Source organism: Agrobacterium sp. lyk4-40-TYG-31 (assembly GCF_030209855.1).
Classification (GTDB): Bacteria; Pseudomonadota; Alphaproteobacteria; order Rhizobiales; family Rhizobiaceae; genus Agrobacterium; species Agrobacterium vaccinii.
The window spans coordinates 447544-474063 of sequence record NZ_JARVRE010000002.1; the positions used below are offsets into that span (position 1 = coordinate 447544).

The 26520-nt window shown below is 57.2% G+C and carries 22 protein-coding genes; 7 read left to right on the top strand and 15 right to left on the bottom strand.

Going from position 1 to position 26520, the window contains the following annotated elements:
• Positions 1–40: 40 nt before the first annotated feature.
• From QRN55_RS02780 to QRN55_RS02810, 7 genes are all read right to left on the bottom strand, one after another.
• Entirely contained in the window at positions 41–1006 is a 966-nt protein-coding gene (locus QRN55_RS02780; protein ID WP_284774627.1) for an ABC transporter ATP-binding protein, read from the bottom strand.
• Entirely contained in the window at positions 1003–1989 is a 987-nt protein-coding gene (locus QRN55_RS02785; RefSeq protein WP_284774629.1) for an ABC transporter ATP-binding protein, read from the bottom strand. Before QRN55_RS02785 ends, QRN55_RS02780 begins: the two co-directional genes overlap by 4 nt.
• A complete protein-coding gene (locus QRN55_RS02790; RefSeq protein ID WP_284774630.1) occupies positions 1986–3482 on the bottom strand; it encodes an amidohydrolase family protein in 1497 nt (498 codons plus the stop codon). Before QRN55_RS02790 ends, QRN55_RS02785 begins: the two co-directional genes overlap by 4 nt.
• Positions 3479–4672 carry an amidohydrolase family protein gene (locus QRN55_RS02795; protein ID WP_284774632.1) on the bottom strand — a complete coding sequence of 398 codons (1194 nt, stop codon included), beginning with the start codon at positions 4670–4672 and terminating at the stop codon, positions 3479–3481. Before QRN55_RS02795 ends, QRN55_RS02790 begins: the two co-directional genes overlap by 4 nt.
• An 8-nt stretch (positions 4673–4680) precedes the next feature.
• A complete protein-coding gene (locus QRN55_RS02800) occupies positions 4681–5634 on the bottom strand; it encodes an ABC transporter permease (RefSeq protein WP_103587411.1) in 954 nt (317 codons plus the stop codon).
• A gap of 13 nt (positions 5635–5647) precedes the next feature.
• A complete protein-coding gene (locus tag QRN55_RS02805; RefSeq protein WP_067653066.1) occupies positions 5648–6613 on the bottom strand; it encodes an ABC transporter permease in 966 nt (321 codons plus the stop codon).
• Between the two features lie 70 nt (positions 6614–6683).
• Positions 6684–8240: an ABC transporter substrate-binding protein gene (locus QRN55_RS02810; protein WP_502871275.1), complete on the bottom strand. Its 1557-nt coding sequence runs from the start codon at positions 8238–8240 to the stop codon at positions 6684–6686.
• Positions 8241–8479: 239 nt separating this feature from the next.
• Between QRN55_RS02810 and QRN55_RS02815 the strand changes: the two genes are divergently transcribed.
• From QRN55_RS02815 to QRN55_RS02825, 3 genes are read left to right on the top strand one after another with little or no spacing between them, the layout of a single operon-like run.
• Positions 8480–9169, top strand: a complete 690-nt coding sequence (locus QRN55_RS02815; protein ID WP_284774635.1) for a GntR family transcriptional regulator — start codon at positions 8480–8482, stop codon at positions 9167–9169.
• Positions 9170–9177: 8 nt separating this feature from the next.
• Positions 9178–10743 (top strand): gamma-glutamyltransferase family protein, encoded by a 1566-nt coding sequence (locus QRN55_RS02820; protein WP_284774637.1) that lies wholly within the window; start codon positions 9178–9180, stop codon positions 10741–10743.
• 8 nt (positions 10744–10751) lie between these two features.
• Positions 10752–11987: an amidohydrolase family protein gene (locus tag QRN55_RS02825; protein WP_284774638.1), complete on the top strand. Its 1236-nt coding sequence runs from the start codon at positions 10752–10754 to the stop codon at positions 11985–11987.
• A 53-nt stretch (positions 11988–12040) separates the two neighbouring features.
• Here QRN55_RS02825 and hydA read toward each other — a convergent pair whose 3' ends face one another.
• The 5 genes from hydA to QRN55_RS02850 all read right to left on the bottom strand — a co-directional run bounded on the left by hydA (position 12041) and on the right by QRN55_RS02850 (position 17072).
• Positions 12041–13465 (bottom strand): dihydropyrimidinase, encoded by a 1425-nt coding sequence (hydA, locus tag QRN55_RS02830; protein ID WP_284774755.1) that lies wholly within the window; start codon positions 13463–13465, stop codon positions 12041–12043.
• A gap of 29 nt (positions 13466–13494) precedes the next feature.
• Entirely contained in the window at positions 13495–14760 is a 1266-nt protein-coding gene (locus QRN55_RS02835) for a cysteine desulfurase-like protein (protein WP_284774640.1), read from the bottom strand.
• A gap of 29 nt (positions 14761–14789) precedes the next feature.
• Positions 14790–15539, bottom strand: a complete 750-nt coding sequence (locus QRN55_RS02840) for an amino acid ABC transporter ATP-binding protein (RefSeq protein ID WP_284774641.1) — start codon at positions 15537–15539, stop codon at positions 14790–14792.
• Complete coding sequence (locus QRN55_RS02845) at positions 15539–16210, bottom strand: amino acid ABC transporter permease (protein ID WP_284774643.1); 672 nt, start codon at positions 16208–16210, stop codon at positions 15539–15541. The genes QRN55_RS02840 and QRN55_RS02845 overlap by 1 nt, the downstream gene beginning before the upstream one ends.
• A 64-nt stretch (positions 16211–16274) precedes the next feature.
• On the bottom strand, positions 16275–17072 hold the full coding sequence (locus QRN55_RS02850) for an ABC transporter substrate-binding protein (RefSeq protein WP_284774645.1): 798 nt from the start codon (positions 17070–17072) through the stop codon (positions 16275–16277).
• A gap of 156 nt (positions 17073–17228) precedes the next feature.
• On the opposite strand from QRN55_RS02850, the gene QRN55_RS02855 reads away from it, so the two are divergent.
• Positions 17229–17921 (top strand): FadR/GntR family transcriptional regulator, encoded by a 693-nt coding sequence (locus tag QRN55_RS02855; RefSeq protein ID WP_284774647.1) that lies wholly within the window; start codon positions 17229–17231, stop codon positions 17919–17921.
• A 229-nt stretch (positions 17922–18150) separates the two neighbouring features.
• On the opposite strand, the gene QRN55_RS02860 is transcribed toward QRN55_RS02855, so the two are convergent.
• Positions 18151–20238 carry an ankyrin repeat domain-containing protein gene (locus tag QRN55_RS02860; RefSeq protein WP_284774649.1) on the bottom strand — a complete coding sequence of 696 codons (2088 nt, stop codon included), beginning with the start codon at positions 20236–20238 and terminating at the stop codon, positions 18151–18153.
• Positions 20239–20419: 181 nt separating this feature from the next.
• Here QRN55_RS02860 and QRN55_RS02865 point away from each other — a divergent pair, with 181 nt between their 5' ends.
• Positions 20420–20848 (top strand): hypothetical protein, encoded by a 429-nt coding sequence (locus QRN55_RS02865; protein ID WP_284774650.1) that lies wholly within the window; start codon positions 20420–20422, stop codon positions 20846–20848.
• A gap of 611 nt (positions 20849–21459) precedes the next feature.
• Positions 21460–24318, top strand: a complete 2859-nt coding sequence (locus tag QRN55_RS02870; RefSeq protein WP_284774652.1) for a CHAT domain-containing protein — start codon at positions 21460–21462, stop codon at positions 24316–24318.
• A gap of 94 nt (positions 24319–24412) precedes the next feature.
• Here QRN55_RS02870 and QRN55_RS02875 read toward each other — a convergent pair whose 3' ends face one another.
• Complete coding sequence (locus QRN55_RS02875) at positions 24413–24889, bottom strand: heme-degrading domain-containing protein (RefSeq protein WP_422387333.1); 477 nt, start codon at positions 24887–24889, stop codon at positions 24413–24415.
• 8 nt (positions 24890–24897) lie between these two features.
• On the bottom strand, positions 24898–25284 hold the full coding sequence (locus QRN55_RS02880) for a DUF6180 family protein (RefSeq protein ID WP_233123626.1): 387 nt from the start codon (positions 25282–25284) through the stop codon (positions 24898–24900).
• A 530-nt stretch (positions 25285–25814) separates the two neighbouring features.
• Between QRN55_RS02880 and QRN55_RS02885 the strand changes: the two genes are divergently transcribed.
• Positions 25815–26519, top strand: a complete 705-nt coding sequence (locus tag QRN55_RS02885; RefSeq protein WP_111839295.1) for a carbonic anhydrase — start codon at positions 25815–25817, stop codon at positions 26517–26519.
• Position 26520 lies beyond the last annotated feature (1 nt).

A 26520-nucleotide genomic window follows, 5' to 3' on the forward strand; every position in this document is an offset into this window, starting at 1 on the left:
GCAATTTATGACGTGTTTGACGCCGAAATGTGGGTGTCTGCTAAAGCGGGGCCATGTGGCAGGCGACAATACCGCCGCCTTGGCGCTCGCGTGAGACCGGTGCTTCCTTGCTGCAAATATCTGCGGCAAGCGGACAGCGGGGGTGGAAGGCGCAACCCTTCGGCGGATCGAGCGGGCTGGGCGGTTCGCCGCCCATCAGTGCCCGGTCGCGATTGGGGGAAGCCACATCCGGTATCGTCTCGAGCAGCAACTTCGTGTAGGGGTGCTGCGGATTGGCAAACAGGGCTTCCGTATCTGCCTCCTCCACGATACGCCCGAGATACATCACCGCAATCCGGTCTGCCATGTGACGCACAACGGCCAGATTATGGCTGATAAACAGGTAGGTCAGCCCGAGCTCGTCCTGAAGCTTGCGCATCAGATTGAGGATCTGCGCTTGCACCGAGACATCGAGTGCCGATGTCGGTTCATCGCAGACAAGGAATTCCGGCTCACTCGCCAGTGCGCGGGCAATCGAGATACGCTGCCGCTGCCCACCGGAAAATTCATGCGGATAACGCCTGCTGTCATCGGGTGAAAGGCCAACGATCTTCAGCAGATCGGCCACGCGTTCGGTCACGGCCTCCGGACTGTCACGAAGGCCGAATTCGCGGATGGGTTCGGCAATGATATCACCGACGCGCCAGCGCGGATTGAGACTTGCCTGCGGGTCCTGAAAGATCATCTGCGCTTCCATCGGCTTACCGTCGCTGGCCGGTGCGAAGACGATGGCTCCCTCGGTCGGGGCATAGAGCCGCGTCACGAGCCGTGCCACGGTAGATTTCCCGCAGCCGGACTCGCCGACCAGTGCCAGGCACTTGCCTTTTTGGACAATGAAGGTGACATCCTGCACGGCATGCAGATAGCGTTTCGGCTTGCGCTCGATCATCCTGTTCAGCCAGGGCGTCGAAACATCGAAGACCCGCGTCAGCTGATCGACTTCAAGGGCGTTCTGGGAACTTCTCATGCAACACCTCCGTCATGTAGCAGGCAGGCTACGGCACCATATGCATGAGGTATCAGCGCCGGGCGGATTTTGAGGCAGCGTGGACCGACGGCGCGACAACGTGGATTGAAGGCGCAGCCGGGCGGAATGGCGTTGAGCCGTGGCATGGCACCGTCTATTTGGGTCAGGTGCTCGACACGTGCGCCAAGCGCTGGAATTGAGCCCATCAGGCCGCGCGTGTAGGGATGTTTTGGGCGGGAGATGACATCTTCGACGGTGCCGATCTCGATGATGCGCCCCGCATACATCACGGCGACGCGGTCGGCCGTCTCAGCGATCACGCCCATATCGTGGGTCACCAGCATGACGCCAGCGCCTTGCTCCCGGCACAGCTTGCGCAGCAAGCTGGTAATCTGCGCCTGTATCGAAACATCGAGCGCCGTTGTCGGCTCATCTGCGATGATCAGTTGCGGATTTCCCGCAAGTGCCAATGCGATGACGACGCGTTGGCGCATGCCGCCGGAAAACTGGTGGGGATAATGGTCGATGCGCTCTTCCGCACCGGGAATGCCCACCTGTTGCAGCAGGTGAACGCCATGAAGACGCGCCTGCGCCCGGTTTCGGTCCGAATGCAACCGGATGGTTTCGATGAGTTGCTGACCTACGGAAAACAGAGGGTTGAGTGAGGTCAGCGGGTCCTGAAAGATGGCACCCACCATGCGGCCTCGCACGTTTTCCATCTCGTCATTGTTCAGATTATCCGTCCGTTTGCCGCCGATGTGGATTTCGCCGGAAGCGACGCGACCGGGCGGTTCGAGAAGACCGAGAACGGCCATGCCGGTCATCGACTTGCCCGCACCTGACTCGCCCACGACACCGAGAATTTCGCCTCGCGCAATCGTCAGGGACACATCGGACAACGCCGTAAGAACGCCCCCGCGGGTTGGGAATTCGACAGAAAGACCTTTGACTTCGAGAGCGGGGGAGGCACTTGCAGAGTTCATGACGACACCTCACTCTGAACGAAAGGATAGCTGGGTGGAAAGATGTCCTCCACCGATGGATGGCCGTAAGTGCGCTCAGGATAACGAGCGATCAGACCGTCAAATTGCTGCTGCGCCTGACCTCGTGCGGCGACGAGATCAATCCCAGCCACCTGTCCGTTACGCATGGAAATCCGCCCATCGACGATTGTTGCGCGGGTGACGCGACCGGTTGCGCCATAGACAAGTGTCTGAATGGGATCAATGCGCGGCGCGATCATCCGGTCCGCCATGTCGAACACGGCGATGTCGGCCTTTGCGCCTGGCGCAATGCGCCCTAGATCAGGGCGCTTCACGGCATCGGCACCGGCAATAGTCGCTGCGTCGTAGAACTCGGCTGCCGATCCGGCATCACCGCGCCCTTCCGCAATCCTGTTTGCCATCATGCCAACGGCCATGTTCAACACCATGTCGGGCGGTGCCGTATCAGTCCCCATGCCAATGCGAATGCCTTTCGCTTTCAGTCGGGAAAAGGACTTGAGAGACGAGCCGTGCCGCGCAGACACAAGCGGACAGTGGGCGACGGTGACACCATTTGCCGCATACCGCCGCAGATCATCTTCGGTTGCCACTGTCGCGTGCGGTGCGATCAGGCGGGAGGAGAGGAAGCCGAGACCATCAAGCCATTGCGGAGCGGTGGTGCCATGCAGGCGCTGGGCGGTTTGCAATTCCATTTCGCCCTGTGCCATGTGCAACCGCACGGGCATATCCAGATCATCTGCATGGGCAAATGTCTGGCGCAGGAGTTCCTCCGTGCAGGTTTCGACACGGTCTGGAGCGAACATGCCTGATATCAGTCCATTGCCGGTGCCGTGAACCCTTTTGGCAAAAGCCGCGGCGTCCGAAAGCTCTCGAAGTCCGCGTGCCTCGTCAAACACCGGCTGCATCGCGCCCGCTTCGTCAAGAATGACACCGCCTGTGCGATAGGCTGGGCCAAGCCAAACGCGGATTCCGAGTTCTTCTGCGGCGACGGCGGCGGCCTCGAATTCGGCGACCGTTTCACCCCATGCGCGATAGAAAAGCGAAGCTATGGGCAGCGCCGACGTGATGCCGTTGAGCAGTAACTGGGCAAATGCGTAGCGCTTCTGGAACGCCAGTTCTTCCGGCGTATACATCTCGTATGCCCGTGCGGCGTAATCGGAGGGCCAGACGCGGCCCTTTTTCCAGCCCGGCTGGTTGTCCATGGCAAGCACGGTGGTGTCGAGATCGGAGAGGGCATCGAGATCGACAAAGCCCGGACCGATAAGGGCTTCGCCCATGTCATAACGTGCAGCCAATTCTCCGTCGAAGCGGGAGCCGACCCAGATGATGCGGTCGTTCTCGATGACCACCTCACCGTTGTTGATGAGGCGTCTGCCGTCCGGCATGTCGGCGATTACGTAACGCGCGGCCAGCGCCCATCGACCGGGCGGGCGTTTGCCGAGAGTGAGCTTGGACCAGTCAGAATTCGTCATGGCCGTGCTCTCAGACTTGCGCCGTCGCGCGCAACGATGTTGCCGGCGGTGACCACGAGTTTGCGCGGCTGGTGTGTAACGATCACTTCGCCGACGCTTTCGCCTTCGACCAACACAACATCGCCACGACCGCCCACCTCAAGTGCATGGGCGGAGCGGTCCATCGCTAAAGCGCCACCGGTAGTGCAAACGTCGAGAGCCATTGCAAGCTCGTCATCGCGGCGCAGATTGTTCTTCATGCCCAGCAGCATGGCCCGTTCCAGCATGTCGCCGTTACCATAGGGTCCCCATGTGTCGCGGAAGCCATCGACCCCGGCACCGAAGCGAACACCCGCAGCATGCAGACGCTTCAGCGACGGGACCTCACGGGATGGCGGTGCCGTCGTGAAAATGGGGACATCCAGCTCGGCGCAGGTGTCGATCAGGGCTTGCGAGACATTCCAATCCGGAAGGCCCAGGCAGAAGGCATGGCTGACCGCGACCTTGCCCTGCATGCCCATGGCGCGGATGCGCTCAAAGATCATCTCCATGGAGAATGCACCCAGTTCGCCACCCTCGTGGAGATGGATATCGATGCCTTTTCCGTGTTTTTCAGCGATGGCGAAGATCGTATCGAGATGTCCTTTCGGATCACGATCCATACCGCAAGGATCAAGGCCGCCAACCAGATCAGCACCCATCTCCATGGCCTTGTCCAGCAGTTCGGCGGTGCCGGGTCTGCGCATCAGTCCTGATTGTGGGAAAGCGACAATCTCAATTTCGACCACGCCCGCAAGCTGACGCCGCGTTTCCATGACGCCTTCCAGTGCGATCAGACCCTGGTCGGTGTCGATGTCGACATGGGTGCGGATCAGCGTCGTGCCGTAACCCACAGACTGCAACGACTGCCGCATGGATTGCACATGGGCGTCGAGGCCATATTCACGCTTTACCGCGCGCTCATTGTCGATCTTGTCGATCAGCCGCGGGCCAACCGTGTTGACGTACCAGGGGTATCCCAGCAGCGACTTGTCGAGATGAGTATGGGCATCGACCAGACCGGGAATGGCAATGCGACCGCCCGCATCCTCGATTGTTGCGCCGTCGGCCGCCAGCTTCTCACCGATTGCAGCGATGCGTCCGTCCTTGATCAGGATATCGGCTTTGACGCCACCCATGGGTCTTGCATTGGTAATCAGAAGATCGGTCATCAAATGCCTCAGCGTAATTTGGGGTTAAGGGCGTCGCGCAGCCAGTCGCCGAGCACGTTGATGGACACAACGAGCAGACAGAGCTGAAGGCCCGGGAAAAGCACGATCCACCACAGACCGGAAAACAAATACTGATTGCCGATGCGGATCAGCGTTCCGAGCGATGGTTGTTCCGGTGGCATGCCGACGCCGAGGAAAGAAAGCGTAGCCTCGATCAGAATGCCCAGGCCGAAGTTCAGCGTGGCTGTCACCAGCAGGGGTGTCGTGGTGTTGGGAAGGATGTGTTTCAGCATGATGCGCCATGTCGGTACACGTATGAGCCTGGCCGCCTGCACATATTCCTTATTGCGCTCGACCATGGTCTGCGCCCGCACGGTTCGCGCATATTGGACCCATGCGGATAGTGAAATCGCAAAAACGATGACGCCGGATGCGCCCGCCTCGCGCAGATAGGGCGGCAGCAGCTGCCGGGCGAGTGCTGAGACGAGAATGGCGATCAGCATTGTCGGCATGGAGAGCAGCACATCACCCGCCCGCATCAGCAGGCTGTCTGCCCATTTGCCGTGGTAGCCGGCGATCAATCCGAGCGTGGAGCCGACGACCAACGATACAGCCACGGAGGCGGCCCCGATAATGATGGACGCCCGCGACCCATAAAGGATGGCCGACAACAGATCGCGCCCCTGAACATCGGTACCGAGAATATAGGGCCATTGTCCCTCAGCCATCCAGATCGGTGGTATCTCGGCGTTCAACAGATCGAGAGAGGCAAGATCGTAGGGGTTCTGCACAGTAAACAGCGGAGCCAGAAAAGCGGATGCGATCAGCACCAGAAGCATGATTGCGGCGATAATGGCTGATGGATGGTGGGTGAAGCTCCATCCCAGATCGGATTGCAGCAACCGTGCCAATCGCGATGGGGTTGGTTTGGTCGTTGTCTGCGTCGGTTCGATGGCGGTCATGGTGATGCTCCTGTCACGCGGCGCGCAGACGCGGGTCGATGACCGCATAAGCGATATCGACGAAGGTATTCAGCGTTACGAAGATGAACGATACGATGCACAGATAGGCCGCCATGACGGGGATATCGACAAAGGTGACGGCCTGCATGAACAGCATTCCCATGCCTGGCCACTGGAAAACCGTTTCCGTGACGAGGGCGAAGGCAATCAGGTTGCCCACCTGCATGGCGGTCAAGGTAACGACGGGCATCAGACAGTTCTTGAGCGCGTGGCGAAACCATAAGGCGCGCCGTCTTACGCCGCGTGCACGGGCAAATTTGATGAAATCCGCCCGCAGCGTCTCCAGCATTTCTGCGCGAACCAGCCGCATGACGAGGGTGATCTGGAAAAGGGATAGAGACAGGGACGGCAGGATGACGGCGGCGCGGCCCGAAGGTGTTAGCAGCCCAGTGGACCACCAGCCGATGCGCACCACATCGCCTCGCCCATAACCCGGCAACCAGCCAAGCGTGACGGAAAATATCAGGATCAGGAGAATACCCACGAGGAAACTCGGTAGGGATACCCCGATGATGGAGCTGAACTGAAGGCTTTCCGCCCACCACTTTCCCCGACCGATGGCCGTGAAAACACCCAGCGGTATGCCGATGGCGAGCGACAGGATGGTGGCGATGATGACCAGCTCGAATGTGGCTGGAAATCGTTCGGCGATAAGACCCAGCACGGACTGCTGATTGCGCCAGGACAAGCCGAATTCCCCCTGCGCTGCGTTGGCGACAAACCGCACATATTGCACGAGGAAGCCGTCGTTCAGGCCGAGGCGTCCCCGCAACTCGTCGCGATCAACCTGTGTCGCGCTTTCGTTGACCATCATCTCGACGGGATCTCCCAGAAAACGGAAGATGAGAAAGGCAAAGAAAGCGACCGTCAGCATCACGAGAACGGCGTTGCCGATCCGCTTGATGAGGAAAGCGAGCATGGTGAAGTGTCCTTGATCTGACCCACATGAAGGAACGGTCCCCCGCCAAAAATCTTGGCGGGGGCTCGGATTACATCTTCACCAGCCACAAACGCGGGAGGTTATCCGAAAACAGCGGGAAATCGGCAATCTTGGCGCTGGTGGCCCAGGCCAGCGGCTGCTGATGGAGCGGGATCATCAGCGCGTGTTCCTTGGCGATTTTCAGCGATTTTGCCTCCAACGCAAGGCGCTTTGTCGTATCAAGTTCAACCGCCGATGCTTCCGTCACCTTGTCGAATTCCTTGTCGGACCAGCCACCCCAGTTGAAAATCCCGAATGAACCCTCCTTGGTGTGGAGAACCTGCGATGTCAGGCTGTAGGCATCCAGCATGGGCAGAGTGGCCCAGCCAAGCGTATAGACATCAACCTTTCCGGCAGACCGCTTTGGTGTCTGTACCGCCCGGGGACCTTGATCGAGCTTTGGCTTGAGGCCAACCCGCGACCACATGGACGCGACGGCCTGGCACATCTGCTCTTCATTGACCAAGGTGTCAGCACAGTTGAATTCGAACTCGAAACCTTCGGCACCTGCCTCCTTGAGAAGTGCTTTTGCCTTTTCCGGATCGGCCTTGACCGGCTGGTCCAGCGACGCATCATATCCCGGTATTTGTGGTGCCACGAGCGCACCGGCATTGCGAGATTTTCCGCGCATCACGCGTTTCTGGATCAGATCGAGATCGATGGCGAGTTGCATGGCCTGACGGACGCGCAGATCCTTCATCGGGTTAGGTGCACCCGATAGCAACTGGTCACGCTGGCTGAAACCGATCATGACCGTGCGAAGATCGGTCCCTTCGAGAAGCTTGACCTGGCCCGAGGCGGCTTCAAGCCGCGGCAAATCCTGCACCGGTGCCTGATCCGTAAAGTCGATGTCGCCGGACAAAAGAGCGGCCACGCGGGTGGCGCTGGAGGCAATCGGCGTGAGCTCGATGCGATCGATATTGTGCTGAGGCTTGTCCCACCAGCCGTCATATTTCACGAAGACGGTTTTTGCATCCGGCTGGCGGCTTTCCACTTTGAAGGGGCCGGTGCCGTTCTCATTATAAGTGGCGTAGCCTTCGGTGCCGGAGCCGACATCCGTCGGTGCCTCGGCATTGTTATCCTTCAACCAGCCCGCATCGAAGATATAGATCGTCGTCAGGTCGTTCAGCAGCAGCGGGTAATTGGCAGAGACATCGATTTCGATGGTGTGGGCATCGATGACGCGTGAACCCTTATAGGCCGGAATGTTGCCACGCAGCGGCGACTTCGGGTTGGTCGCACGCACCAGCGATGCCTGCACATCGTCTGCCGTGAAATCAGCGCCATTGTGGAATTTCACGCCCTCGCGAAGTTTGAAGCGCCATGTGGTAGGCGAGACGATTTCATATGAGACCGCAAGTGCAGGCTCGAGCTTCAAGTTTCGGTCATACCGCATCAATCCTTCATAGGCGTGATTGAGTACACCGAGCGCAAAACTGTCGCCGTAGGAATATGGGTCAAGCGAACTGATGTCACGGGAAGCGCCCCATTTCAAAGTTGTCGCGGATGCAGGCATTGCCAGCGCCAGCAATGCAGCACCTGCCATCAGAATTTTGGATAATTGCATTTGTAGATCCCCTCGGATTGCATTCAATCTCGTCGACGCTTTGTCGCTAACCGGAATGAATGCTATTGAAACCCGTCGTCGCAAACGACCTTTAGGCTCATTTTTGCGGACTATGCAGAACGCTAGATTAGTATGAGTGCAAACGCAATAAGAAATTGCATGCAATTTAACGGTATGGATTTTGTACGATACTCGTGCGATACAGTGACGAAATTGCATCCAGATAACGAGAGCATGTTATGTCGACAAATCTCAGCAGAAGTGACGCGATCTACGCTTCTTTGCGCCGTGCCATTCTTGAGCAGGCGCTGAAGCCGGGCGTAAAGTTGCCGGAGGATTCCATCGGCGACACCTTCGGTGTCAGCCGAACTAGCGCTCGTAACGCCTTGTTGCGGCTTGCCTCCGATGGGTTGGTGGAGATCAAGCCCAATCGCGGTGCGGCCGTTGCCATGCCGACATTGGAAGAAGCGGAAGAGGTTTTTGCGCTGAGGCGCTGCCTCGAGCGGGAAGTGATAGGCCGCCTGTGCAAGCGCATGCCAAGAGACGGTATCGACGCACTCATCAGTCATGTGCGGGAGGAAGAGCGCGCTCTACAGGCATCGTCCCCACGGTCTATCCGGCTTGCAGGCGAGTTTCACATTCTTCTTGCCGAACTGACCGGCTCCAAACTGCTGATCGATTTCATCAGCCAGATCGTTTCGCGCTCGTCGCTCATCCTCGCCCGTTTCGGGCGTCCGCATTCTGCCGAATGCGGTATCGATGAGCATGTCCAGTTGATCGAGGCTTTGAAAAACCTCGATGCCGAGACCGCAATGCGCATCATGGATCATCACCTGCATGCCGTCGAAGACCGGGCCAAGGTGGACGAGAAGGATGATGGGCCGGATATCACCGAGATTCTCAGCCGCTACATTTCCGTATCCGATTAGGAGCATACATGCGCCAATCGGAAAATAGGGCGGCCCGCTCCAACAAGGGCATGGTCACAACGCCGCATCACACGGCGAGTGAAGCGGGTGCCAAGGTCTTGCGGCGTGGAGGCACGGCGATCGAAGCCGTGATTGCCGCCGGTGCAGCACTCACTGTTCTCTATCCGCATTTTTGCGGACTGGGCGGAGATGCAATCTGGATCGTGGCGGATGGCTCCGGTCGTCGCCAGACGATCATGGGGATCGGTCAGGCGGCTGAACATCTGCCGGTGCTTGACGCCATACCGCAACGCGGCCCTCTATCGGCACTGACAACGGCAGCGCTGGTCGATAGTTGGGGCGAGGCCTTGCGGTATTCCTCCGAAAACTGGCAAGGAACGGAGAGCCTAGCCACGCTGCTCGCGGACGCGATTGAGTTGGCGGCACAGGGTTTTCCGGTCAGCCAATCGCAAAAGCACTGGCACGCATTTCGCGCCGCCGAAATTTCCAAATGGCCGGGTTTCGAAGCCCATTTCGTCACTGAAGGCATTCAGCGGCAACCGCAACTGGCCGCTGTTCTGGAGCGGATCGCTCTTTACGGCCACCGCGAATTTTATGAGGGTGAGCTTGCCCAGCGCATCGCAAATGGCCTCGAAGCTGCGGGTAGTCCGATCCGTCTGCGCGACCTGCAAAAGACCGCAGCACGGATCGTTGATCCTATCTCCCTGGTCTATCGCGGCATCGAACTCCTCGCACCGCCGCCGCCATCCCAAGGTGTAACGACGCTCGGGATCATGGGCGTCCTGTCTCATTTCGACATGGCGAACGTGAACGCGTCATCCGCAGAGTTCTATCATCTCTGCGTCGAGGCGGTGAAGCAGGCTTTTCTTGATCGGGGCGCCATTGCCGACCCCGATTTCGCCGCGCAGGCGTGCGGGAACTGGTTGAACGATACCGCTTTGTCACGCAAGGCAGCATCAATTGATCAAAAGGTCGCTTGTGCGTGGCCCGCTATCCATCAAACTGGCGACACGGTTTACCTCGCCGCAGTTGATAACGAGGGCCGTTGTGCAAGTGTCCTTCAAAGCACCTATTACGACTGGGGAAGTGGTGTCTTGCTTGGCAACACCGGCATTCTTTGGCAAAATCGGGGTGCGGCCTTCAGCACAGATCCGATGAGCCCCAACGTTTTGGCACCCGGCAAGCGGCCATTTTACACGCTCAATCCCGGCATTGGTTTGCGGGACGGCAAACCGCACCTTCTCTATGGCACACAAGGTGCCGACGGGCAGCCGCAGACGATAACGTTGCTGTTGAGCCGCCTCATAGACCACGGCTTCGATCCGTTGTCCGCGCTTTCCGCACCACGGTTTCTTCTTGGACGAACCTTCTCCGATACGCGCGACAATCTGAAGATCGAGGTTTCAGTTGGCAACGAGGTTATCGAGACACTGCATGCCATGGGCCACGAAACCATCGCTATTCCTGCCCTGAGCGCGCTGGCCGGGCAGGCAGGGATAATCCGGTTGAACGGTGACGGCTGGATTGACGGCGCACATGATCCCCGCAGCGATGGCTGCGCCATTGGTATTTGAGGCCGGACATGCTCGCTGATCTCGTTTTCCGAAATGCGCAACTGGCAGATCAGCCGGGACCGGTGGATATTGCGGTAAAGGCCGGGCGCATCGTGGCGATTGGCGCAAACATCCGCTGCGATGCCGTGACTGAAGAGGATATTGACGGCAACTTCGCATTTCCCGGCTTTGTCGATAGCCATATCCATCTCGACAAGGCCTGTATTCTGGAACGCTGCACGATCTGTGCCGGTACGCTGGAAGAAGCCGTGCGCGAAACGGCAAAAGCCAAGGCCGGATTTTCTGAAGAAGACGTTACTGAGCGGGCATCTGCCATCGTCCGGCAAGCCATCGCCAACGGCACCACGCGCATGCGCACCTTTGTGGAGATCGATCCACGCGCTGGCATGCGCTCTTTCGAAGCGATCAAGCGCGTTCGTGAGCATTTTTCCTTCGCAATCGACATCCAGATTTGCGCCTTCGCGCAAGAAGGGCTGACGCAGGAGCCGGAAACGGAAGAGATGCTGGACGAGGCTCTGCGAACCGGTGCCGATGCGATCGGGGGCTGTCCCTATACCGACCCGCGACCCGAGGAGCATATCCGGCGGATATTCGCGCTGGCCCGAAAGTATGATGTCGATGTGGATTTCCATCTGGATTTCAGCCTCGATCCTGCAAGAACCGATTTACCGGCCGTTATCGATGCAACCCGGGCTAATGCCTATAGTGGGCGCGTGACGATTGGCCACGTAACCAACCTCTCCGCGCTTGATCCGGCGGCACGTTCGATGGCTGCACGCAAAATCGCCGCTGCCGGCATTGCTATGACGGTTTTGCCCGCTACAGATTTGTTTCTGATGGGGCGCGATCAGCAGTTCAACATCCCGCGCGGCGTTACACCGGCACATCTTTTGCTGAAAGATGGAGTGCTAGCTGCAATCGCGACCAACAATGTCCTGAACCCCTTCACTCCATTCGGAGATGCTTCACTGGGACGGATGGCCAATCTCTATGCCAATGTCATGCAGCTTTCCCGCGATGAGGATATAGACTCGGTTTTTCAGATGGTCAGCGCACATGCCGCGAAGATTATGAGAGCAGATTATGGTTTGGCTTTGGGCGCTGTGGCCGACATCGTCATCCTTGACGCCCCGAACCACCGCAGCGCCATACGATCCGGGGCGCAAACTCTGGCTGGCTGGAAAGCCGGACGGAAAACATTTGTCCGATCAAGACCGCAAATATTCGAAACAGTAGGCGATTAACACGATGCCCGGCATTGACTGGATGCCGGGCAATCAGCTGTCTGGTTCGATGCTCAGCTCAAAGCCTCAGAACGCTGCTTGGTGAGCGATGACCGCTGTCGAGGCAGATAGCTTCCATGTGGAGACGGCCCGGCGAAGTGTCCGTCCTCCACGATGGTCTTGCCACGCAAGAGCAGGCGCACTGGCCATCCCTTGATATCCAGTCCCTCGTAGGGTGTATAATCCGCGCCGTGATGCAGCATGTCGTTGGTGATGGTCACGCGTTTGTTCGGGTCCCATAAGGCGATATCCGCATCTGCACCGACAGCGATTGTGCCTTTGCGCGGGTAGAGGCCATAGAGTTTGGCGTGGTTGGTGGAGGTCACGGCAACGAACTGGTTGATTTCGATCCGGCCCTTCATCACACCTTCGGAAAACAGGATTGGCAGACGGGTCGCAACACCGGGGATGCCGTTGGGAATCCAACGGAAATTACGCTTGCCTTTCTCGTTCAGCTTTCCCTCGGGATCATCGAAACGGAACGGGCAATGATCGGACGAAAAGAGATCGAATACGCCCTGTTCCAGCCCCTCCCAGCAGGCATCCTGGCTGGCCTTATCGCGCGGAGGTGGGGAGCAGACATATTTAGCACCTTCCATCTCGCTCTGGTCGAGATCATCGGCGGTCAGCATCAGATATTGTGGGCACGTTTCGCCCGCGATCTTCTGGCCGCGCTGGCGCGCGCGACGAATTTCCTCCATCGCCTCGCGGTTGGAAACGTGGACGATGACGATGGGCACATCGACGATTTCGGCCAATGATAGCGCCCGGTGCGTCGCCTCTCGCTCGGCGGCGATGGGCCGCGTCGTGGCATGGTATTTGGGCTCGAATTTGCCGTCTTCCTCATGGCGACCGATAAGATAGCGGATGGCATCTTCGTTTTCGCAATGGACCATGACGAGCGCACCAGTGCGGCGTGCCGTATCCAGTGTGGCGAGGATTTCATCGTCGCGCAGCCGCAGGCCTTCATAGGTCATGAAGACCTTCAGCGAGGTGTAGCCATCCTCTACCAGTGCAGGCAATTCCTGTCCCAGCACTTCCGTGGTCGGGTCGGTGATGACGAGGTGAAAGGAAACATCGACATGGCACTTGCCTTCGGCCTTGGCATGATAGACCTTCAGCGCCTCTCGCAGCGACTGTCCCTTTTCCTGCATGCAGAAGGCCAGAACCGTGCTGTTGCCACCGATGGCGGCAGAGCGGGTGCCGCTGTCGAAATCATCGGCCATAACGATGCCATCACCGGATGGCTGATCAAGATGGACATGGCTGTCGATACCGCCGGGCAGGACGAAAAGGCCGGTGGCATCGATCACCTCGTCGGCATCGGTCAGTTCAGCGGCGAGCGCGGCGATGCGCCCGTCCTTGATGCCGACATCGCTGACGAAGGTGTCGCTTGCCGTCACCACGGTTCCATGTCTGATCACCGTATCGAAACGCATCATTCCATGTCCTTATTGTCGTTTAAAGCTTAGCTTGCTTTCGCAAATCCGGCATCGCCAGCCAAAATACGGTCAAGCGCCGCTGTGAGGCGATCGACCTCTTCCAGCGTGTTGTAATGTACCATGGAAACGCGCAGCATTCCGCCATGGTCGGTCAGGTCGAGATATTCGGCAAGCCGTCTCGAATGGAAATCACCAAACCGCATGGCGATGTTTTCGCCGTCCATTGCCTTGCAAAGCTCTCCCGCCTCGCGGCCATCGAAGCGGAAGGCAATCGTCGGAACCCGTGTCTCCTCTTTGTTGGAAACCTGTCCAACGATCCGGCAATCGTTGCGAGAGCGCAGGTAGCTTAGCAGGCGTTCCGTCAGAAGATTTTCCTGCGCGGTGATGGCTGCAAAGGCCGCCTCGATTTTCTGGCGCACCGTGCCGGTCTCGCCAGCCTGCTCGCCCAATGTGGTCAGGTAATCGACGATGCCGCAGGTGGAATAGGCCAGCTCATAGTTCGGGTTGCCCGGCTCCAGCTTGCCCGGCACTTTGTCCTTGCCGTAAAAATAATGGTAGAGCGTGTCGAGTTCCAGCAGAAGATCGTATTTGCCATACATCAGCGCATAATGCGGGCCATATGTCTTGTAGAGGCTGAAGACGTAATAATCGACGTCGAAGGCCTGCACATCGACAGCGCGGTGCGGGGCATAGGCCACGGCATCGACGCAAATCTTTGCCCCACGCGCATGCACGAAATCGGCGATCTCTCGGATAGGGTTGATCGAGCCCAAGATATTGGAGACATGGGTGACGCAGACCATTTTGGTGCGCTCATTCATCAGCGGTTCGAGATCGGCCAGATCGAGCGTCAGTGTTTCCTTGTTCAGCGGCCAGAATTTGAGCGTAACGCCCGCATCCTGCAACCGGTCCCAGGGACCGATATTGGATTCGTGGTCGCTGACGGTGACAATGATCTCATCGCCCGCAGACAATTGGCTTTGCATGGCGCGGGCAAGGTTCTGCAGCAGCGCCGTGGTGGAACTGCCGAACACGATTTCTTCCGGTCTCGATGCATTGACCAGATGCATCGCAGCAGTCCGGGCCTCGTAGAGCGCGTTGGCTGCACTTTGCGAGACCTCGTAGGAGCCTCCGATCTGCACGTTTTTTTCGATCAGAAACGTATTGATGCGGTCCAGCGCGCCCTTAAGGATTTGCGATCCGCCGGCATTGTCGAAGAAAGTCCAGACGCGTGACAGGCCTGGAAACTGGCTGCGCACATAATCGAGGTTGAGCGGTGAAATGGTGGTCATTCCTGGTGTCTCCCGAATGGTATTTTTATTCAATGATTGAGAACGGCGCGAAGGAAGTCGCGCGTTCTGGCCTCTTGTGGGTTATCGAAAATTTCCGCTGGCGTGCCTGACTCCACTAACCTGCCGCCATCCATGAAAATGACGCGGTCAGCCACCTGACGGGCAAAGCCCATCTCGTGCGTGACGATCACCATGGTGACGCCGGTGCCAGCCAGCTTGCGCATGACATCCAGCACTTCGCCGACCATTTCAGGATCGAGGGCGGATGTCGGCTCATCGAACAGCAGCACGCGCGGCTCCATCGCCAGCGCCCGGGCAATTGCCACACGCTGCTGCTGGCCGCCGGAGAGCTGGCCGGGAAATTTCTCCGCCTGCTCGGAAATGCCGACGCGTGCCAGCAGCTCGCGCGCCTTGCGTTCAGCCTCCGCTTCGGGCGTCTTGCGCACCCGCATGGGCGCAATCATGACGTTTCTCAGAACCGTCATATGCGGAAACAAATTGAAGGACTGGAACACCATGCCGACTTCGGCGCGCACCTTCGCAAGGGCCGGACCGGGCGCAACGCGAATGCCATCCACCGTGATGGTGCTTTCAGGGGCAAAGGCTTCCAGATGGTTGATGCAGCGAATAAGCGTCGATTTGCCGGACCCGGAAGGGCCGATAACGCATACGACTTCGCCTTCGGCGACATCGAGATCAATGCCGTGCAACACGGTGAAAGTGCCATAGGCCTTGGTCAGCCCACGGATGGAAATGAGGGGGGATGCGGTCTTTTCCATCAACGCTTCCCCCGGCTGAAGTGTTTTTCAAGACGTGCGACAACGGCGACCATCGGCCAGAGCAGAGCGATATAGATAAGGGCGGCTCCGATCAGCGGCGTCGGGTTTGCATTCAGCGCCTGCGCTTGCGTTGCCTGTTTTAATAGGTCCGGCATTGCAACGACCGAAGCGAGGGCCGTGTCCTTCATGACGTTGATGCAATTATTGGTCAGCGGCGGAATGACGATGCGGATCGCCTGCGGCAGAATGATATCGACCATCGTATTGCGGTTGGAGAAACCAAGCGCTGCGGATGCCTCGAATTGCCCATGCGGCACAGCCTCGATGCCTGCACGAAAGATTTCAGCCGTATAGGCGGCGGAGACCAGCGACAGTGCCGTGACAGCAGACAGAAATGGCGACAACCGGATGCCAACGAAGGGCAGCGCGTAATAGACGACGATCAACAGCACCAGCAGCGGGATCGACCGGAAGATATCGATATAGCCACGGATCAGCAGTTTGAAGAATGCGGGGGCATAAAGGCGTGCCACCGCCAGAAACAGACCGCCGATCAGGCCGCAAAGAATGCTGGTGACACCGATCTGGATCGTGACGACCAGGCCCCAAAGTAGCTGCGGCAGGCTGTTGAGGAACACGGGAACATTGAAAAAGGTATTGATGAGGTTCATGCCGAAGTGGCTCCCTTGGCAATCTGGCGGGACGTGATTGGTCCCGCCGGATGCGGTTCAAGCCTTACTTGGCCTTCGGCATGTCGAGCACGGCAACCGTCGAGGTCGTGTCCTCGGCCTTTGCGCCGAACCACGTCTCATGCAGCTTTGCGATGAAGCCTTCGCCCTTCAGCGTGGTGATGACGGTGTTGACTTCAGTGGCGAGCGGATCGCCCTTGTTGAACATGATCGAGTATTTTTCACCCGTCGGAATGCGCTCGACAACCTTCAGCTCCGGCTTGTCCTTGGCGTAATAGAGCAGGGCCGGAATATCCGAGATATAGCCATCGATACGACCGGCAACGAGATCGAGCATTGCGGGCTGCAAACCTTCGAACTTGCGAATTTCGCCAAGTTTGTATTCGGCCTTGTGCGCTTCAGCCCACATGTCACCGGTCGATCCGGTGTCAACGCCGACGACCTTGCCGCTCATGCCCTTGAGGCCGATGATGCCGGAAGCAGCTGTTACCGTCAAAGACTGGTCGCTATCGTAGTAAGGCTGGGCGAAGGTGACGGATGCCAGACGCTTTTCGGTGATGGTGATCGAGGAGATGGCCATGTTGATGCGGCCTGACTGGACCGCAGGGAAAAGACCGTTGAACGGTGTGTTGACGAATTCGACCGACTTGCCGAGGCGCTTGGCGATTTCGTTGACGAGATCGACTTCAAAGCCGGTGACCTTGCCGCTGGCGTCTTCGAATTCCCATGGAACGTTGCCGATATTGGCACCGACCGTTAGATCGGCGGCGTGAACGTTGAACACGCCGAGCGCGGAAACGAGCCCTGCGAGAAGTGTGCTTTTGATGCGCGAAACGTGATGCATGCGAGAACCCCTTGTTTTATGTTTTGAGCCAATCTACGTTGGTCTAACTGGTCAGACCAGTCCGACCAAACAAGCACGCGCTTTTATGCTTTGCAAGATGTTACTTAAAAAATATATCGGAAGGGCCGGGGCGGCTTTCAGGGAAACAGAGACAGAATGCTCAACAAAACGCTTGTGCCACAATCGGTCGCCCGCGAAATCCAGGCCATGATTCAGGCCGGGCAATTGAAGGCAGGCGAGAAAATCCCGTCCCAGCGTGAGTTCTCCCAAAAATTCGGCATCAGTCGGGCGTCGTTACGCGAGGCATTGCTGACCCTGGAAACGCTAGGCCTTTTGAAAACGGAAGCCGGACGCGGGACATTCGTGGCTGCTGGTGAGGGGGCGGCTGGCGAATCGGGCATGGCGCCCTGGCGCTATTCGGAAAGCTATTCCGTCTTCGATGTCTTCCAGACCCGCATTTTGCTTGAGGGCGAAATCGCGCGCCTTTCCGCAGGACGGTTGTCCCAGACACAGCTGGAAAAGATGGAAAAGGCGACCAAGACCATGGAGGATTGTTGGGCCAATCAGGATTTGCTCGCCAATGTTGACGCCGATCTGGAGTTTCACGGCACCATCGTGTCGGCCTGCTCCAACACCATGCTGAAGGCGCTCTATCAGACGGTGCGGGATCAAGTCACCGAAACCCAGCGCCAACCAATCCCGATCACGGACCCTGAAAGAATGCGGCAATCCATTGCAGAGCACCGACGTATCATCGCAGCTCTCAAAGCCAATGACGCCGCTTTGGCGCGGAGCGAGATGGAGGCGCATATCCGCAATACGGCACGGTGCGCAGGCTTACAGCCATAGGTGCGCGCAATCTCTCGATCTCGATTTGTCGCCCGCGCTTCAGAGGCCTCGTGATCTGAACTTTCGTGTCCAACGTCTCCGACATCGAGAACAGAGCTTCTCAGCTGTCACCAAAGAATGACCTTAGAATAACGCTGTTAAAGTCTTTCCAAGGCGCAACAGAATGCCGACATGCTGATTACACGATGTGGATCATTGCCGCAGATCCGAGTGCAAAAGCCGCGAATACTTACTTCAGCACCGCTCGGATATCCACAAGAGACCCCGCCACCAAATCGAACGGACGTTTTCCGTCGTTGTCCGCGATGTTCTTGTCGGCCCCGCGTGCGATAACGCTTTCGTAATTTGGCTTGGAACCTTCGTTTTCTTCTCTTTCCGCAGCGTAGTGAAGCATTGTGCGCCCTTTGTCGTCGCGCGCGTTGATATCTATGCCCAGACCCATCAGAAAATCCATGAAGGCCACTTCGTTCGGGAAGGTTTGGCGAGGGAGCCAGTGGTGGCTTGTCAGATTGTGAAGAAGCGTTTGTCTTCCCGGTTGAAGCGTCATGGGATCGACGCCTCTGGCGGAAATCATTTTGAAACTGACTTCATCGAAACAATAGGCGAGCGTTGTGCGACCGTCGGCGCTGAGACGTTTCGGGTCTGCGCCGAGTTCGAGCAGCGCGGTTATGGGGCTGTCTCCGCTCAGCTTCTGAGTCAGCAACGCAGATTGAAGAGGCGTATATCCTGAGCTGTTCTCAACGTCCGGCGAGACCTCAAGCGCGTTGATATCGGCACCGGCGCCGACCAGCAAGCGCACTTTTTCTCCAGTGCGGGCGAAATGGAGAGGCGTGGCGCCTCTTGTGTCTCGTATGTTGGGATCGGCTCCATGCGCGAGCAACACTTTGGCAGTAACGTCACCGCCCCAGGCGAGCATCGTCAGTCCGTTGTCCCACCGCGCATCGGGATCCGCACCAGCGGCAAGCAGGGCTTCCAGCATCTGGATGTAATCCGCCCGGCTGATATGCCATTTAAGTTGCTTCTCAATCTCTGAATCCAGCGACGAACCGCTGACGCTGTAGCTCTTGCGAAGCGTGTCGTGATATTCCTCTAGCGTCATGGACGCGACCACGCTGCGTGTCACGACAAGATCATGCAAGGGCCAGTATCGCTGGTTCTTCCACCCATTTACTCTAGCACCATGCTCGATGAGCCAGCGAACGGTTGTTAGAGAACCTTCTTTAACGGCAACATTCAACGGCAACAGTCGCGTGTTGAGCGTCGCGCCCACCTGAAGAAGCCGCTCGATCATTGCCGTATTGTTGTTGCGTATCGCGTAAGATATCGCGGTGTAGAACTCTTCGCCCCAAACCATCTCCTCCATCAGTCTTTGACTGGCGGGCACGCAATCCGGTTTTGCTCCTGCCAGAAGTGCGGCATTGACGCCTAAGAGGGAGTTCGCCCGCGCCGCCTTGAGCAAGGCTACATCTGCGACTGTCTCTTCGACCACGACAATCGGCGGTTCGTCCGGCTCGGTGCCATTCGTGTCGCGCCTTATCCAAGCCAGCCATCCCTTCGCACCGGGTGTGTCTGCATCCAGATAAAACGTGTCGTTCACCTGACCTCGACTGAATCGCATCCATGACGCCCATTCCGTGCCCGCGAGACCAAGCTTCGACATCTGCGTCATGAAGGTGAAGAAATTCGGGGCTACTGCCAGTCCGTGGATCATTTCCAGATCATGGGAAAAATAGCGAACCGGCTGCTTTTCAGGGTCCGCGTCGGACGTATCGATCGTCAGCCAGTCACCGTTGATGAGATTGTAAAATGGAAACTGATGCTCCCACATCTCCGGTTTGTTGGGGGCTTCCGACAGGTCCTGTGACGCCAGATCCTTTTTCCATTCCAAAAAGATCGGAATGGCCATCTGCTCGATGTGGGATAGGCTCCAGATATCACCGCGATTGAAGCTCATCGTCGGCATCTCGTCTCTCTCCATGGAATGAAGATGAGAAGGCACGTACCAGCCAAATTCCACTTCACCTGATAGCTGTGTGAGAACAGCCCGTAATTGAGACGGTACAGGAAAACCAAACCGGCTCTCAAGGACTCGAACCTGCAACTCTGACGCTGGTGGTCCGATCCGAAGAGGCGTGACCTTCCATCCAAGGTCGGTTGTCCGTTTTTCCATCCACCGCCAGTCGGCTTTCCATTCATCCCAAAGCTTCAGCAAAGCCTGTTTCTCCAAAGAGTTTGCATGAATCCATGTTGCCGATGCCAGAAGCATGCCTGTCGTACCAAGCAGACGGCGTCGCGTCATGTTCGAATTCAAAACCATGTGCCTGGCTCAACTCCCGTTTTGCAGCTACGAAAAGATGTGTTTAGGGAAAAACAACTGCTCTGAAAGCACAACCAAAGGCTTAACAATTCGACGCTTTCGTGTCATCTGAAATAGATAAGGATGTGTTGGAAACCTCGACGTCACCAGAGCAGCAACTGCCGAAACTGGGTTACTCAAGTTGAAAAACTTTATAATTGGCATCTGCTGCCTCGCCGTGGCGCTGTTTTCGATAGGGGCAATCGTGCTTCAACAGATCGGAGAAATGGAGATCAAAAGAACACCGCCTGACAAGGCGGCAGTGTTACGTGACATCGATGATGATGACTTTCGACAGGTCTTCGCTGCCGCAAATCTGGAAAGCTCCGAGGATATGGGGTCCATGGACAACGCTATCGTCTCACGCTGGTGCGGCGTTTCCGAGGAAGCGGTCAAGAGCTTGATCGATAGAAAGATTTTAATCAAATCGGATAGCGATGCCTTTAACCGCCTACGTTTATCGGCGCCACGGCAGTTCGATGAATATGCCATTCGTTCTAGTGGCTACAGAGAATTCGGGATCGGTCGCGATCAAGGGTCAGATTGTGTCGAGCTCCTCATTATGGGTTAGCGTCAACGAGCGCATTCGGCTTGCGACCGAAGAAGTGCGACTTGCAAAGATCGTCGCGGTAATCACGTTTTAAGAGAGTTGCATTTTTGGCTTTTACTATAGAAATTTAATGCGGGCGTCAGGGATATTGAGATGGATTGGAAATGGAAGCTTTTGATCGTTTCGATTGTGCTTTATCAAGCGCTTCTGACATGGTGTCTGTTCAGCCTCGTTAACGTCGCATCATATCTTGCCCGACCAAACTGCGGGGACTGGTGCGTTGACAGAACTTTCGGGTTTATCCTGACGAACCAGGGAGCTCTCGATACGGCACGGATGTTCATCGGCGCGAGCATTGTCATCGCTTTGGCGAATGTGATTGCCTGGATTATTTCGATCGTTCAGCGAGGCAAAGCTTGATGGAGGCACTGCGTTTAACGAAGACCGCAGGGTTGGCTGGGCTCTTACGGATAGCCAGCTCTGTGCTTGTGATCCTGCTTTTCCTCTCGTGCCACGTCTTTGCGGCACAAGGCCGCCCTGCAGAAACCCGCGCGCATGAGATCGGTCAGCAAGTCAATCAACTTTCGGAAACTGATGCCGACGCAGCCAGAGCTTTGGCATGGAAGACAAGTTTGGAATTTCGGAAGGACGGTCAAAGCTTCTTGGCCGGGCGCTTCGGGCTTCAAGCGCTCAAGCTAGACGCCATGGTGGGAAACTGGGACCGTGCCGCTCGCGATGGTCTTGCTGTTCAAGAGTATTTGGACAAGGAACTCGACCGCGAAGAGCTGGCTGTTTTCTACAACCTTCTCCTCAACGCGGTAGGCGCAACTGGTGATCGCGCCACTCAAACGCGGTTGATGGAAGGCTATATCACCAGGGCCGCAGCTCTTGCCGGTAAGGGAAGTGTCTTTGAGACAATGGCTCGTATTTTCGGCGCGTACAGCTTTCTTCAGACGGGTGACATCGACACGGGCCTTCCACGGCTTCAAGCGGCCCTGAAATATGCCGCAGCGGGAAAAAATCACGGCCTTACCCTTGATGAATACAGGCGGGCGGGGCAATCCTTTGCTGATAGTGGGCAGACCGAAACGGCCAAAGCTTTTTTCACAGAAGGCCTCGGTACGACTGCCGCAAAGAAGGAGAGCCGGGAACTTGCTACCCTGTGGTTCGAATATTCCCGCTTCCTCACCAAATCCGGCGACGACATCGATACGTCGATTGACGCAGCCCGCATGGCGCGCGAGTTGCTAGACAGGCAATTCGGCAAGACATCCGAACAAGCGATCGCCGGTGGGGACAACCTTGCTTCCTTGCTTGTCGCCAACGGCGCCGTTGCATCAGGCCTCAATATTCAGGAGGAGGTCTATACGACCGCTCTTGCCTCCCTTGGTGAAAACGCTCCGCTGACCTGGCGCACCGCGAACAATTTTGCGGAGGCGCTGCGCATGGTCGATCATCCAGAGGTCGCGCGCGGTATCGATGAATTCCTTCTCAAGGTGCGTATCGCGCATTATGGTCGGGCCAGTATTCAAGCACTCGTCAGCGCCTCCAATCTTGGTTTGGACCTCCTCGCTTTGGGTGACAAGGAGGGCGCCCTCAAGGCCTTTGAGGAGCAGCGTCAGATCGGTGAAGCGCTCGCCGACCCGACGTCGGAACATGCAGCCCAGGGCGAAAAGTGGAAGGCCTATGCAGACGCCTATTTCAGCCGGAACGCCCGGCTGGACAACGCGTCTTTGGCAGCAATGGCTGCCATCAAGGATTGGCGGAGTGCTCCCGACTTGATGCGGGTCAAGACTGCCCAACTGGCCGCAGAGCAGTTCGAGATGCGTGACGACACGAACCAGGCCCTTGCCCTTCGCGAAGAGGCCTACGACATCTCCGGCAAAGCCTTCGGCGAACTGCATCCGATCACGTTCGATGCCGAACTGGAGGTGGCAACGGCGCATCTACGGCGTAACGATACCAAGACTTTGGAGTCGTTTGAACAGCTCGATGAAAAGATGTTTTCATGGATGCTGCGGGAGGTCGGCTCTTCCGGTAACCGATATGTCGCGGAAACCACGCGACGCCTTGCCGATGACATGCTGCTGGCATTCGGCGAGTTTGCGCAGTCCAATCCGCAGGCCGCCTCTGCCTATGCGAATGCCGTCACACGCTGGAAGTCGATGGAAAGCGGGGAGCGGACCCGTCTGCGCATGGCTGCCGAAACAATCACCGATCCAAACCTCAAACGCTTGACTGAAAAGGTCGTGCGGCTGATGGGGCAGCAGCAGGAACTTCTGTCATCTGGCGATGTGGACAGCGATATCAGCAAGATGCTTGCGGAGCTGAAAGCGACACGCGAACAGCTGCCGGCCTCGCTGGTGCAGGGCGGTACACCTGATACCATTGAGGATACGCTGGCCCCGGATATTGAGGATACGCTGGCCCCGGATTCAGTGATGATCGATTTCTTCGTGAATTCACGTCGCACCCGCAATGGTGATGACAAAAGTGACGATGCACGGCTCGAGGCCATCATACGGCAACGGGACCATGTACCCACCATCGTCAACCTTGGGTCACTATCGGCCATCATGGCGCAGGCCGGTGCGGAAGAAGATGTGGAACAGCGCTTTGCCAAGCTCTATGCCGGGCTCTTCGGCCCGCTGGAGAGTGTGATTGCTGGCAAAAAGCAGCTGTACATCGTGCTGGATGCGGCACTTTACAGCATCCCGTTTTCAGTCATGAAGGCACCTGATGGACGATATCTCGACGAGGCGTTCCAGCTGCACTTTCTGACAAGAGCCGACGCGATTTTCTTCGCCGAGAAGCGCGACAGACCGGCGGCGGGCGAAAGCGCGCTCATCGTAGGCGATTTGAGCTATCGAAACGAAACGCCGCTTCCATTCACGCGCGACGAGATGCGCGATGTCGCAGACAATCTAGGGGAAGCCGGGATGGCGGTGCAGTCGCTGAGAGGCCGCAAGGGCGACGAGGCATCCATCCGCCGGGCGTCTACCGATGCATCGATTGTCCATCTCGCCACCCATGGCTTTTTCAACGAGGAAAATGGTCCAGATGCCGTTGACGCCCTGTGGCGCAGCGGTCTGATTGTTGCCGGGGCGCAAAACGCGAAAAAGCCCGGCATCAGCGACAAAGACGGGACGCTCTACGCGCGTGAACTGATGACCTGGGATTTGTCCTCGGTCGATCTCGTCGTGCTCTCAGCATGCCAGACCGCACAGGGTGATCCCAGCCGTCTCGGAAATGTCCGAGGTCTGCCGACCGCACTGGCCATCGCCGGTGCGAGGCGTTCTTTGCTTGCGCTGTGGGATGTCAACGATGAAGGCACAGCCAATTTCATGGCCTACTATTATCGGGTGCTGTCCAAGGAAAAACTCGATTATGCTGCTGCGCTTCGCAAGACGCGGATCGCAGCCATGAAAGGCGAGATCAACAAGGCCGAGGATCCGTCGCTCTGGGCGGCATTCGTGCTTTTCGAGGGATAATGTTTATGCGGCGGCATGTCTCCAACCGTTATGGACGTCTAGGGACGCGGATGAATGAGATTGAGGGCGAATATCGACCAAAAGGCTGAGGTCCTCAAAGGCCCAGCATTTCCTTGAGAGTTTCAGTAATGAGCGTGTGATCCTGGACGTCCGGAAGTCCGCTCACAGCCACCGAACCCACAAGCGTGCCTCCCGTCAGGATCAATGGAAACCCACCGCCACTGGCGACGTACTCCGTGATCGGCAACCCGAACTTCGCGTTGAAATCGTAGCCCCTAGAGGCTGCTTCCAGCCTGACCCTGAGGGAGCTGCGATGAAAGCGATGGACGACCGCGCATTTGCGTTTGGTCCAGCCAAAGTTGTCGATCGTCGCCCCTGGCAGAAGCGTGGCGAACACGACGTCGTTTCCGTGCCTGACTTCGATTGCGACGGGGTACTGTTTCTCTGCCGCTTTTTGTCGGATCATGCTCCCAAGCGTCCAGGCGAAGTCATAATGGAACGTCGGGATATGAAGCAATGCTTCTTCGGCAATCACGCTGTCGATGGTCGGGGTCGCTTGGGTCACAGTCATGTTCCAATTTACTTCTTTGCTGCGATGATGGCGGCTTGAACGTCATCAGCGAATTGACCAAGAGCGGCTTTCTGATTGCGGTAATCGATCCCCTGAACCACACTCACGGTCATTTTCTCGACTTCAATACATTGAACGGTGAAGACACCTTGACCTTCCTTCCCTCCGCTAACAAGGACGAGCTGTCCCGGAAAGTTTTGGACATTTGCCTCGTAGCCTGCCTTGGCGGCTGCATTTTCCACAGCCGCGCCGCAGGTTTTAATGTCCAGTGCAGCTTCCGGCGTCCGCTCCACGTAATACGTGAGGTTGAAGTCGTTGCTTCGCGCAAGGACCGGCACGCTTGCTCCCAAAATAGTCACCGTGGAAATAGTCAGTACGAGTAAAGCGTCTTTCATCGAGATTCCTCCTGCACGATGTGCCTAATACGGAGAGTTATCATCGCTGAACAAGCCTGTCATGAGTGAGGTCAGAGTGTTTCGTTGAACCGGTATCTTTACAGTCTTTTATTGAGCGTGAGACCGGTTTGCGCAAGCGGTGTCAGCGGGCACTTTTTGGTTATTAGCTTAGTGGGGGCGAAGGACAATTAAACGGCTATAGCAACGATGTTTCGTTTCAACGGCCCCAGTTCGTTGGCTTTCGTGTGCGTTGCACACGCGCAGCCTCTGCAAATGGTAGGGGATGAAATCTCATACGTCCTCTGACAAGATTAACCAGGAAATTCATCCAAAGCTATGAAAAGAAATTTATTTTAGGATTGTATGTTATTGAATCTTTTGGTCGTTTTAAGTCAGCTCGAAATTTCTTCGGGTTCTTATCGTCAGCTACTTGTCATTTTCCCCTCCCTAGTTTGTGCGGTGCGAATAATCGCTTCAGTGAGGCGGGGGCCGTCACAGGGCCTCGTCTGAGCAGAGGAAGGATACAAGCAATGGACGATTTGCTTAGGGGTCTCAGCAGCTTTCGGGATGACGTTTTTCCGCATCAGGCATCGCTCTACCGCCGTCTGGCGAAAGAGGGCCAGCAACCGCAGGCGCTGATCATTTCCTGCGCAGACAGCCGGGTCATGCCGGAAACGATCACCCAGGCCAATGCAGGTGATCTTTTTGTGTGCCGCAATGCCGGAAATATCGTGCCACCTTTCCAGACAGCCAATGGCGGGGTTTCATCGGCGATTGAATATGCGGTCGTTGCCTTGAACGTTCGTGACATCATCGTCTGCGGACATTCCGATTGCGGCGCGATGAAGGGGCTCTGCCACCCGGAGCGCCTTGGCAGCATGCCAAATGTGGCCGCTTGGCTTCGCCACGGACACGCCGCCCACTCCATCGTCTGCCAGGCCTATCCCCCTGATATCGATGAGGAGCAGCGCGTGCGTGCGGTTGCCATGGAAAATGTCGTCATTCAGCTCGCGCACCTTCAGACGCACCCATCGGTCGCCGCAAGCCTCGCGCGCAATGAAATGACACTGCATGGCTGGTTTTTCGACATCGATTGCGGCAGCGTGCTGGCCTATGACGGCCAGAGCTCGCGCTTCCGGGATGTCGCCGATAGCGAGCCGATTCCCGTTGCCGTCAGTGGTCGTGCGGAGCCTCATGTCGTTCCCGAACCCGCAAACCTTGCAATGGCGGGGTGAG

What these genes read in the sequence shown, in the direction of transcription:
- QRN55_RS02780 (WP_284774627.1), bottom strand. Translation starts at nt 1,006, where the DNA reads ATGAGAAGTTCCCAGAACGCCCTTGAAGTCGATCAGCTGACGCGGGTC.
- QRN55_RS02785 (WP_284774629.1), bottom strand. Translation starts at nt 1,989, where the DNA reads ATGAACTCTGCAAGTGCCTCCCCCGCTCTCGAAGTCAAAGGTCTTTCT.
- QRN55_RS02790 (WP_284774630.1), bottom strand. Translation starts at nt 3,482, where the DNA reads ATGACGAATTCTGACTGGTCCAAGCTCACTCTCGGCAAACGCCCGCCC.
- QRN55_RS02795 (WP_284774632.1), bottom strand. Translation starts at nt 4,672, where the DNA reads ATGACCGATCTTCTGATTACCAATGCAAGACCCATGGGTGGCGTCAAA.
- QRN55_RS02800 (WP_103587411.1), bottom strand. Translation starts at nt 5,634, where the DNA reads ATGACCGCCATCGAACCGACGCAGACAACGACCAAACCAACCCCATCG.
- QRN55_RS02805 (WP_067653066.1), bottom strand. Translation starts at nt 6,613, where the DNA reads ATGCTCGCTTTCCTCATCAAGCGGATCGGCAACGCCGTTCTCGTGATG.
- QRN55_RS02810 (WP_502871275.1), bottom strand. Translation starts at nt 8,240, where the DNA reads ATGCAATTATCCAAAATTCTGATGGCAGGTGCTGCATTGCTGGCGCTG.
- QRN55_RS02815 (WP_284774635.1), top strand. Translation starts at nt 8,480, where the DNA reads ATGTCGACAAATCTCAGCAGAAGTGACGCGATCTACGCTTCTTTGCGC.
- QRN55_RS02820 (WP_284774637.1), top strand. Translation starts at nt 9,178, where the DNA reads ATGCGCCAATCGGAAAATAGGGCGGCCCGCTCCAACAAGGGCATGGTC.
- QRN55_RS02825 (WP_284774638.1), top strand. Translation starts at nt 10,752, where the DNA reads ATGCTCGCTGATCTCGTTTTCCGAAATGCGCAACTGGCAGATCAGCCG.
- hydA (WP_284774755.1), bottom strand. Translation starts at nt 13,465, where the DNA reads ATGCGTTTCGATACGGTGATCAGACATGGAACCGTGGTGACGGCAAGC.
- QRN55_RS02835 (WP_284774640.1), bottom strand. Translation starts at nt 14,760, where the DNA reads ATGACCACCATTTCACCGCTCAACCTCGATTATGTGCGCAGCCAGTTT.
- QRN55_RS02840 (WP_284774641.1), bottom strand. Translation starts at nt 15,539, where the DNA reads ATGGAAAAGACCGCATCCCCCCTCATTTCCATCCGTGGGCTGACCAAG.
- QRN55_RS02845 (WP_284774643.1), bottom strand. Translation starts at nt 16,210, where the DNA reads ATGAACCTCATCAATACCTTTTTCAATGTTCCCGTGTTCCTCAACAGC.
- QRN55_RS02850 (WP_284774645.1), bottom strand. Translation starts at nt 17,072, where the DNA reads ATGCATCACGTTTCGCGCATCAAAAGCACACTTCTCGCAGGGCTCGTT.
- QRN55_RS02855 (WP_284774647.1), top strand. Translation starts at nt 17,229, where the DNA reads ATGCTCAACAAAACGCTTGTGCCACAATCGGTCGCCCGCGAAATCCAG.
- QRN55_RS02860 (WP_284774649.1), bottom strand. Translation starts at nt 20,238, where the DNA reads ATGGTTTTGAATTCGAACATGACGCGACGCCGTCTGCTTGGTACGACA.
- QRN55_RS02875 (WP_422387333.1), bottom strand. Translation starts at nt 24,889, where the DNA reads ATGACTGTGACCCAAGCGACCCCGACCATCGACAGCGTGATTGCCGAA.
- QRN55_RS02880 (WP_233123626.1), bottom strand. Translation starts at nt 25,284, where the DNA reads ATGAAAGACGCTTTACTCGTACTGACTATTTCCACGGTGACTATTTTG.
- QRN55_RS02885 (WP_111839295.1), top strand. Translation starts at nt 25,815, where the DNA reads ATGGACGATTTGCTTAGGGGTCTCAGCAGCTTTCGGGATGACGTTTTT.